Genomic DNA, 8,918 nt, shown 5'->3' with positions numbered 1-8,918 from the left:
GCCGAACCCCGCCGCCGGACCCGTCGCTCACCTCGCGCGAGCAGACGCAGAAGGACATCCAGCAGGCCAGGGCGACCAGGCAGAGCACCGATCCCACCGTGCAGCAGGCCGCGATGGCCGCCATCGACTGCGGCAAGCCGGATCCGCTCGCGGGCAACGACGACCCGAATCTGCCGCTGGTCACCTGTGGTTCGGACGGCAACGTCTACCTGCTGGACAAGAGCAGGCTCGACGGCCAGGAAATCTCCGACGCCACTTCGGCTTTCGATTCGCGGCGCGCGATGAACGTGGTGCAGCTGAAGTTCAAGTCGACCGGTGCCGAGCAGTGGGCCCAGCTCACCAAGGACATGCTGTACAAGCAGGTCGCGATCACCCTCGACACCAAGGTCATCACCGCCCCGACCGTGCAGGGCGTGCAGACCGACGGCACCAGCGAGATCAGCGGTAGCTTCACCGCGGCCTCGGCCAAGGAACTGGCGAACACCCTGAAGTACGGCTCGCTGCCGCTGTCGTTCGAGACCTCCGAGGCCGAGACCGTGTCGGCGACGCTCGGCCTCTCGTCGCTGCGGGCCGGCCTGCTCGCGGGCGCGATCGGCCTGGCGGTGGTGCTGGTGTACTGCCTGCTCTACTACCGGATGCTCGGCTTCCTCGCCGGATTCTCGCTGCTCGCCTCCGGCGTCGCGGTGTACGGCCTGATCATCCTGCTGGGCCGGTGGATCAACTTCACCCTGGACCTGGCCGGTATCGCCGGTCTGATCATCGGTATCGGCCTGACCGCCGACTCGTTCGTGGTGTTCTTCGAACGCATCAAGGACGAGATGCGCGAGGGCCGCAGCTTCCGTTCGGCCGTGCCGCGCGGCTGGGCCCGCGCCCAGCGCACCAACCTCTCCGGTAAGACGGTGAGCCTCATCGCCTCCGCCGTGCTCTACATCCTCGCGGCCGGACAGGTGAAGGGCTTCGCGTTCACCCTCGGCATCACCACGGTCCTCGACGTGATCGTGCTGTACCTGGTCACCGCGCCGCTGATGATGATGGCCTCGCGCTCGTCCTACTGGGCGAAACCGTCGGTCAACGGCCTCGGAGCGGTACAGGAAATTGCCAGGGAACGTAAGGCGAGCACCGGCGCACTGGTGCGGGAGGCGTCACGATGAACAATTCGAGCCCTACCCTGGAGCCGAGTTACGCGGACGAGATCGACGACGCGAATGCCCCCAAGCACAGCATCTTCGAGCGGCTCTACACCGGCACCGGCGGTTTCAAGATCGTCAGCCGGCGCCGTTTCTACTACGGCTTGACCGCGGTGTTCCTGCTGATCTCGTTGCTGAGCATCGGCGTTCGCGGATTCACCCTCGGCATCGACTTCGCAGGCGGGTCGCGGATCGGCATCCCGGCCGCGGACAACGTCACCACCTCGAAGGTCGAGGACGTCTACGCGGCGACCTTCGGGCACAAGCCGGTGTCGGTGCAGAAGGTGGGTTCCGGTGCGGCGGCGACCATTCAGGTCCGCTCCGACACGCTGAGCACCAGCCAGGCCGACGAGTTGCAGACCGCGCTGTTCAACGCCTTCCATCCGAAGGACCGCAGCGGCGCGGAATCGCGCAACGCGATCAGCGTCGCCGAGATCAGCGAGACCTGGGGCGGTGAGATCACCAAGAAGGCGGTGATCGCGCTCATCGTCTTCGTGTTGTTGACGATGCTCTACATCGCGATCCGGTTCGAACGGGACATGTCCATCGCGGCCATCGGATCCCTGTTCTTCAACATGATCGTCACCGGCGGCATCTATTCGCTGGTCGGTTTCGAGGTGACGCCCGCCGCGGTGATCGGTCTGCTCACCATTCTCGGCTACGTGCTCTACGACAACGTCGTGGTGTTCGACAAGGTCGAGGAGAACACCCGCGGCGTGCTGCATCTGAGCAAGCGCACCTACGCCGAGCAGGCGAACCTGGCGGCCAATCAGACCCTGATGCGCTCGATCAACACCACGGTCATCGGCATCCTGCCGATTATCGGCATGCTGGTGATCGCGGTCTGGCTGCTGGGCGTCGGCACCCTCAAGGATCTGGCGCTGGTGCAGCTGGTCGGCATGGTCGTCGGCGCGTATTCGTCGATCTTCCTTGCGGTTCCGTTGCTGGTGTCGATCAAGGAACGCTGGGGTCCGGTCGCCGCGCACACCAAGAAGGTGCTCAACAAGCGGGCCGGTGCGGCCGGCGCGCGGGCGGCGTACGAGGCCGATCGCCGGGTCACCGCCGCGACCGGCCGGTCCTTCGGTGACGACGAGCCACGCAGGCCCCGTGATCCCGGCCAGGCCCCCCGACCGGGCGCGCGCCCGAGCGGCAAACGGCAGAAGCGGCGGCACTGACACAGGCAGGGGAGTTCATGCGAAAGCCACGCAGCCGCACGGTCCGCCTGCTCGCGGTACTGGCCGCGGGCGTCACCGCCGCCGGACTGGCGGCCGGGTGCTCGAGCAAGAACCAGGTGCCGTCCATCGGCTATGCCGTGGACGCCACCATCACCACCTACAACGGCGGCAGCACGCTCGGCGTGAGTTCCGGTGCTGCCGCCGTGTTCGGCCGGGTGCTCACCGGGTTCTTCTACACCGGACCGGACGGTCAGCAGGTCGCCGACACCGATTTCGGCACCGCCAAGGAGACGCCCGCCGAGCAGCAGACCATCCAGTACCGGCTCAATCCCGACGGCGTGTACTCCGACGGCGTGCCGACCTCCTGCGACGACCTGGTGCTCACCTGGGCGGCGCGCAGCGGCCGGTTCACCAAACCCGGTGACCGGGGCCCGGTTCCGGCGTTCGACGCGGCGAGCACCGCGGGCTACGCCGATATCGAGCGGGTGGACTGCCAGCCCGGTTCCCGGGACGCCCTCGTGGTGTTCCGGCCGGATCGGCGCTACGCCGCCTGGCGCACGCTGTTCGCGGCCGGTGAGGTGCTGCCCGCGCATATCGCGGCGCAGGCGGCGAACGTGCCGAACATCGTGTCGGCGGTGCAATCCGGCGACGGGAACGCCATCGGGCGGATCGCCGAGTTCTGGAACACCGGCTGGAATCTGAAGCCGGGCAAGCTGGACCTCACGCGGTTCCCCTCCTCCGGGCCGTACCGGATCGAATCCTTCAGCGAGAAGGACGGTTTGGTCCTGGTGTCGAACGAGCGGTGGTGGGGTCGCACGCCCGCGACCGGCCGGATCCTGGTGTGGCCCAAGAACGTCGATCTGAAATCCAAGGTCGGTGACAGCGCGATGGGCGTCATCGATATCGGCGCCGGATCGGTGAAAGACCTGAACCTGGACGGATTCCGGGTGGAGAACCTGCCCGGGCGCGGCGCCGAGCAGTTGGTGCTCGCCACCGGGGGCGTGCTGGGCTCCGCGGAACTGCGCCGGGCGCTGGCCCTGTGCGTGCCGCGCCAGGCGCTGTTCGAGAAGCTGGGGCAGGTCAAGGACGTGCCGAAAACCGGTCTCGGTTCCGGGCCGCTGAACACCCATATCGTGCAACAGGATTCGCTGTACTACGGCCCGGCGGCGGGCGCGGGAAGCAAGTTCGGCGGCGGTGACGTGGGCGGTGCCACGCAGGCCGTCGCGGCGTCCAAGGCGCAGAACCCGACCATCCGGATCGGCTATCTGCGCCCGGACGACCGGCGCGCGCAGACCGTGGCGATGATCACGGAAGCGTGCAAACCGGCCGGCCTCACCATCGTCGACGCCGGCGCCCCGGATTTCGTTCCCACCCAGCTCAGCGAGGGTAAGGTCGACGCGATCCTGGCGGGTACCGCGGCCGCGCCCGGCCCGTCCGGGTCGCTGAGCGGCGTCGTCGCGGCCAGTTCGTTGCGTACCGGAAGCGGGCTCAATTTCGGGCGATTCGGCAACGGCCGTTACGATGCGATCACCGATCAGCTTGCGGTCGACGACAACTCGACCACACAGCTGAATCTGCTCACCGAAGCCGAGAACCTGCTGTGGGCGGAGTTGCCGAGCATCCCCCTGTTTGCCACCCCGCGCACCATCGCGTTCGGCGGCGGCCTGCAGAACGGGATACCCGCGCCCAGCCAGGCCGGAACCGGGTGGAACATGGACCGCTGGGTGTTGAAGCGGTGACAGGTGCTGTGGGTGAAGTGATGATGGAGAGGTGTCGATGAGTAAGCACGCGGCGATCGAGTCCGACGAGCTAGCCGCCCAGCGGACCAGCCTGGCCGCGGACGCGGTCGAGCGCTTGACCCGCTGGCGCGACGACTTCCCCACCCCGGGAGTCCGTTTCGCCGACCTCACCCCGGTGTTCGCTGATGCGGAGGGCTTCCGCACCGTCATCGATTGCCTCGCGCACATCGCGCCCGACGCCGACCTGGTGGCCGGCGTCGACGCCCGCGGCTTCCTGATCGGCGCCGGCGTGGCCGCCAGCCTCGGCACCGGCGTGATCGCCGTGCGCAAGGCGGGCAAGCTGCCGCCGCCGGTCCTCGAGCGCGAGTACGAACTCGAGTACGGCACCGCCGCGCTCGAGATCCCCGCCGACGGCGTCCCGCTCGCGGGCCGCCGGGTGTTGCTGCTCGACGACGTGCTCGCCACCGGCGGCACTCTGGCCGCGGCGGCCGACCTGTTCCGGCAGGCCGGCGCCGAGATCGTCGCGGCCGCCGTGGTTCTGGAACTCACCTTCCTCAACGGCCGGGAGCGTCAGGGTGACTACCCTGTGACCTCCATCGTTCAGGTCTGACGTCTGTCCTGAGCGCCCGAGTGGGCGAGCCCGGGGTCAGTTGACCGCGGCGACGATGTGGCGGCGGCCGTACTGCCAGATCGATCCGGCCGTCCGGAAACCCGCCGCCCGCAACAGGTTCAGGTGCTCCTCGTAGGTGGTGCCACTGTCGGACGGGTGCTCCCAGCGGCGAACCTCGCGTTCGGCGACCGCCGTGGCCAGTTCCGGTTCAGCGGCGATGGCGCTCCACCAGTCGGCCCAGTTCTCGCGGTCGGTGACGCCTTCACGTTCCAGCTGGCGGGTGCCGATCGCCTCGTGCAACTGGTCGATATCCGTTGCGTGCGTGGCCATATCGTCGCCGTTGAGCAGGATGCCACCGGGACGGAGCAGTTGCGCCGCTTGGCGGTAGAGCGCGGCGAGCTGATCGGAGTAGAGCCAGTGCAGGGCGGTGGTGCTGACGATCGCGTCGATCCGACCGGCGGGCAGTCCGGCGGCCCAGGCCGGGTCGGCGAGATTGTGGTCGACGAGCTCGAAGCCGTATGCGGTGCGAGCCAATTCGAGCAGCACCGGGTCGGCGTCGATGCCGATGACGCGGGCCTGCGGCAGCCGTTCCCGGATGCGGGCGCCGAGTGAGCCGGGGCCGCAGGCCACGTCGAGCACCAGCGGGTCGGGGCGGTCCGCGTTGGCGGCCACCGCGTCGGCGATCACCGCGAACATGAGTTCGCGGTCGGGCAGGTAGCCCTCCTGCTGGCGATCCCAGCGATCGATCCAGGCGTGGGCGAGGGTGGGTGTCAAGGACATGAGTGACTCCGTTACTGTCATAAACATCAACGACAGTGACGACTGTAGCGAGAGTGAGGTGACTGATCAAGTGTGTTTAGACAGTCACACGTTGGGTGTGGTCGAGGACGGTGTCGCGTTGATCAACGCCGCGGTCCCCGGCGAGCGCCGCGGCAAGCCCTACCCGCCCGCCGCCGACGACGCGGAACTGCACGAGCGGATGGACGGCGTGGTCTCGGCCCTGTTCGGCGTGCACGCGCAACCCGAGGACGCTCGCGGCCTGGCCCGCGCGGCCGGGCAGTTGCGCCAGGTTTTCGACGCGGTCGCCGCCGACGACATGGATTCCGCTGCCGCCCAGATCAATTCGATGATCACCGAGTACGGTGCGCGGCCGACCCTGATCCGGCACGGCACCCAGCCGTGGCACCTGCACTTCCACGCCCCCGACGCCCCCCTCGTGCCGGGCATCGCCGCCGCGTGCGCCGTCGGCCTCGCCTACGTCCTCGGCAGCGAGCACGCCGACCGCATCGGCCTGTGCTCGGCCGCCAACTGCGACCGCGCCTACCTCGACACCTCCCGCAACGGCACCAAACGCTTCTGCAGCACGGCGTGTCAGAACCGCGCCAAAACCGCGGCCTTTCGCGCCCGGCGCGCCGCGAACACCTGAGGGCGGCTCCGGCCGCAGAAGGTCGAACCTTCGCGGACGGCCGCGGCGGCCGCGTCGCGGGAGTGACGGGGTGTGCCGACTTCAATTGCCTCAGCCGGGGATTCCAGCGATCAATCCGTCGATGAGGTGGACGATCGCGGTGGTCGTGCGGTACGCGTCGCGGATGGTCGCCCATTTCGGGAGCATTCGTACGGTGGTGGGGAATTCGGCGAGGATCTCTTGGTCGGCCTGATCGGTTCAGCGGGCGCGGGGGTCACCGCTCGGCTTGGCCGTGCTGGTGACGATCTGCGCGCAGGTCATCGGAAACGACAGCAGCAGAGCGTCATTGGCGGACGGGTGCACCACGTCGCTGTGCCTGGCCGCCGCCCAGCTCGCCGCCGGGGCCGTCATCGGCACGCTGGTCCTGCCGAAGGCGGTGCGGACGCGGCCGCCGGCGGAGGTCGCCGTGGTGGCAGCGGTGGAGTGACAAAGACGAAACGAATTCCGGTGGGGCCGGTGTGAATGTCCGGCCCCGCCGGTATATTCCGGCGGTTTCTCGAGTTGACGTGGCCAGTTCCGACCGGACGGTTTATCCGAATTACCCCCAGTTGTCGTGGCTTCCCCAGTGCTCGGGTGTTGACGTAGGCTGAGCTCGATAATTCTTTCGGGTGGTGCAGGGGGATACGCGGGTAATTCATCAAAAGTCTTTTCTTTGCTGCTCGGAATTTGCGGAGTTCGGACCGTTGGGGTACAGTCATGTCGCAAAACAGTGAATTGATTCAGCACGAAGACCGGGTCCGGCAACGGTGCCGGGCCTCGAGGCCGAAGGTCGGTGGATTCAAACGGGAGCTCTCACCGGAGACCAAAGAAGCCGTCAAGGATATCCACAACAGCAGGGACAACTGGCACGGGCCGCTGGGTCTCTGCATCGACTGGCTGATCATCGCCGGCGTAGCCGTCGTCGTCGTGCTGTGTGACTATCAACCCCTCGTCTACCTGGTCGGCGTGCTCATCGTGGGAGGTAGGCAGCGTGCGCTGCGCAGCCTCATGCACGAGGCGAGTCACGCGAAACTCACCCGGCACGGCCCGCTCAATCTCTGGTTGGGCCGGGTGTTCATCGCCTGGCCGCTGTTCTCCGGGTTGTCCGCGTACACCTGCGCGCATTGCGAACATCACCGTCATCTGTGGGACGACCGCCGTGATCCGAAACTGCTCGGCTACCTGCGCCTGGGGTTGGTGAACCCGCGGGACATGAAACAATTCGCCGGTAAGCATCTCTTGAAACCACTGCTCCTGGTGCACGCGCCGTTTCAAGTCGTGGCCGACCTCATCGGGCGGGACGAGGACCGTCGGGAAACGCGACTTCGTTTTGTTTTCCTGCTGGTCGTGTCCGCGGGGTTCTTCGTGGCCGGATTCGGTCCCGAATTTCTACTGCTGTGGGTGGTGCCGTACGCGACGGTCTATCAAATTCTGCGTTATTGGAGTGATATCGCCGACCACGCCGGATTGCGCTCGGACGACCCTTGGCAGTCGACGCGCAGCTGGGACGCGTCGTGGCTCGTCCGGCAATTCCTCGCCCCGCACAATTCCAACTGGCATCTGGCGCATCACCTCTACCCGGCCGTGCCGCACTATCGAATTCGCCGGTTGCACCGGACGTTGCAAGCGGTGCCCTCGTACCAGAAGGCGCATCACTGCGACGGTTTCGTGTTCGCGCGGCGCGGTTGCCATCCGTCCGTCGTGCAGGATGTGCTCGCGCCGGAACGGTTGGCGGAGCTGCGATCTCGTCATCTGGCGGACGGGCGGGGCGGCTCCTTGGTGCTGGGATGTGCGCAAACCTGTCCGGTGTCCGCACTGCGTCCGGCCGTTCCGAACGAGCACGGATGAGCCTCGAAGTAGCGGCGCAGCGCGGGTCCGGCGTCTGGTTCGGCGCGCTGCTGGCACTCGGGTCCAGCGTCGCGGTCGGGTCCGCGATCGCGGCGACGACGGCACTGACGGAATTTCCGATCCTGACGGGACAGGCGATCCGATACGGCATCGCCGCCGTGCTCATGGTCGTCTGCTTCCGGGGACGGTTGCCGCGGGTCAGCATGCCCCAGCTGGTCCGGATCGGGGTGCTCGGGGCGACCGGCCTGGCCGGGTTCAACATCTGTCTCGTGACCGCGTTGCAACGCGTGGACGCGGGCGTCGTCGGCGCGGTGGTCGGTGCGGTCCCGGTGGTGCTGGCGATCGCGGGGCCGCTCATGGCCGGACGCTCGCCCTCGGCGAAGGCGGTGCTGGCCGCCGGGATCGTCACGACCGGCGCGGTCGTCGTGCAGTGGACCGGCAGTGCGGGCGATCCGCTCGGACTCTTGCTGGCGACCGGCGCACTCGCCGGTGAGTGTGCGTTCTCGCTGGTGGCGATCCCGCTGGTGCGCGAGATCGGGGCGCAGGCCACGGCGGCGTACGCGGCCGCCGCGGGAGCGGTCCTGTGCGGGATCGTCGCGGTGCCGATCGATCTGCCCGCGCTGCGCTGGCCCACGGCGGGGGAGTCGGCGGCGATCGGTTACTTGGCCGTGGTGGCCTCGGCCGGCGCCTTCCTCATGTGGTACGCCGCGCTGGATCGGATTCCGGTCGAGACGGCCGGCGCGTTCGCCGGAGTGGTGCCGGTGTGCGCGTTGCTCACCGGGATCCTGCTCGGGGTTTCGGACAGCTCGGCGTTGCGCTTCGTGGGCGCCGGGATCGTCGGCCTCGGGGTGGTGATCGCGACCTGCACGCCGAAGCGGCGCTGAGCGCGGTCGCTCCTCGTTGACAGCGGGCACA

General features: G+C 68.0%; 9 protein-coding genes. 7 read left to right on the top strand and 2 right to left on the bottom strand.

Going from position 1 to position 8,918, the window contains the following annotated elements:
* The 4 genes from secD to NBRGI_RS20445 form a co-directional block, all read left to right on the top strand.
* A partial coding sequence (gene secD, locus NBRGI_RS20460) for a protein translocase subunit SecD (protein ID WP_029898692.1) occupies positions 1 to 1,151 on the top strand: 1,151 nt, incomplete at its 5' end.
* Positions 1,148 to 2,362: a protein translocase subunit SecF gene (gene secF / locus NBRGI_RS20455; protein WP_029898690.1), complete on the top strand. Its 1,215-nt coding sequence runs from the start codon at positions 1,148 to 1,150 to the stop codon at positions 2,360 to 2,362. The genes secD and secF, both read left to right, overlap by 4 nt.
* A 17-nt stretch (positions 2,363 to 2,379) precedes the next feature.
* Positions 2,380 to 4,101 (top strand): ABC transporter substrate-binding protein, encoded by a 1,722-nt coding sequence (locus NBRGI_RS20450; protein ID WP_029898688.1) that lies wholly within the window; start codon positions 2,380 to 2,382, stop codon positions 4,099 to 4,101.
* 37 nt (positions 4,102 to 4,138) lie between these two features.
* Positions 4,139 to 4,711, top strand: coding sequence for an adenine phosphoribosyltransferase (locus NBRGI_RS20445; RefSeq protein WP_014986561.1), 573 nt, complete (start codon positions 4,139 to 4,141; stop codon positions 4,709 to 4,711).
* Positions 4,712 to 4,747: 36 nt separating this feature from the next.
* Here NBRGI_RS20445 and NBRGI_RS20440 read toward each other — a convergent pair whose 3' ends face one another.
* On the bottom strand, positions 4,748 to 5,491 hold the full coding sequence (locus NBRGI_RS20440) for a class I SAM-dependent methyltransferase (RefSeq protein WP_036560032.1): 744 nt from the start codon (positions 5,489 to 5,491) through the stop codon (positions 4,748 to 4,750).
* Between the two features lie 97 nt (positions 5,492 to 5,588).
* On the opposite strand from NBRGI_RS20440, the gene NBRGI_RS20435 reads away from it, so the two are divergent.
* Positions 5,589 to 6,137 (top strand): CGNR zinc finger domain-containing protein, encoded by a 549-nt coding sequence (locus NBRGI_RS20435; RefSeq protein ID WP_235211029.1) that lies wholly within the window; start codon positions 5,589 to 5,591, stop codon positions 6,135 to 6,137.
* 237 nt (positions 6,138 to 6,374) lie between these two features.
* On the opposite strand, the gene NBRGI_RS48165 is transcribed toward NBRGI_RS20435, so the two are convergent.
* Positions 6,375 to 6,527: a hypothetical protein gene (locus NBRGI_RS48165; protein ID WP_158439901.1), complete on the bottom strand. Its 153-nt coding sequence runs from the start codon at positions 6,525 to 6,527 to the stop codon at positions 6,375 to 6,377.
* Positions 6,528 to 6,872: 345 nt separating this feature from the next.
* Between NBRGI_RS48165 and NBRGI_RS20420 the strand changes: the two genes are divergently transcribed.
* Both NBRGI_RS20420 and NBRGI_RS20415 read left to right on the top strand, forming a co-directional pair.
* Positions 6,873 to 8,003 (top strand): fatty acid desaturase family protein, encoded by a 1,131-nt coding sequence (locus tag NBRGI_RS20420; protein ID WP_029898681.1) that lies wholly within the window; start codon positions 6,873 to 6,875, stop codon positions 8,001 to 8,003.
* Positions 8,000 to 8,887 carry a DMT family transporter gene (locus tag NBRGI_RS20415; RefSeq protein WP_051727905.1) on the top strand — a complete coding sequence of 296 codons (888 nt, stop codon included), beginning with the start codon at positions 8,000 to 8,002 and terminating at the stop codon, positions 8,885 to 8,887. The genes NBRGI_RS20420 and NBRGI_RS20415 overlap by 4 nt, the downstream gene beginning before the upstream one ends.
* Positions 8,888 to 8,918 lie beyond the last annotated feature (31 nt).

It is taken from the genome of Nocardia brasiliensis IFM 10847 (assembly GCF_000710915.1).
GTDB lineage: Bacteria > Actinomycetota > Actinomycetes > Mycobacteriales > Mycobacteriaceae > Nocardia > Nocardia brasiliensis_A.
The sequence above is the reverse complement of the archived record's forward strand: the minus strand, read 5'-3'. Positions and strand labels throughout refer to the sequence as shown.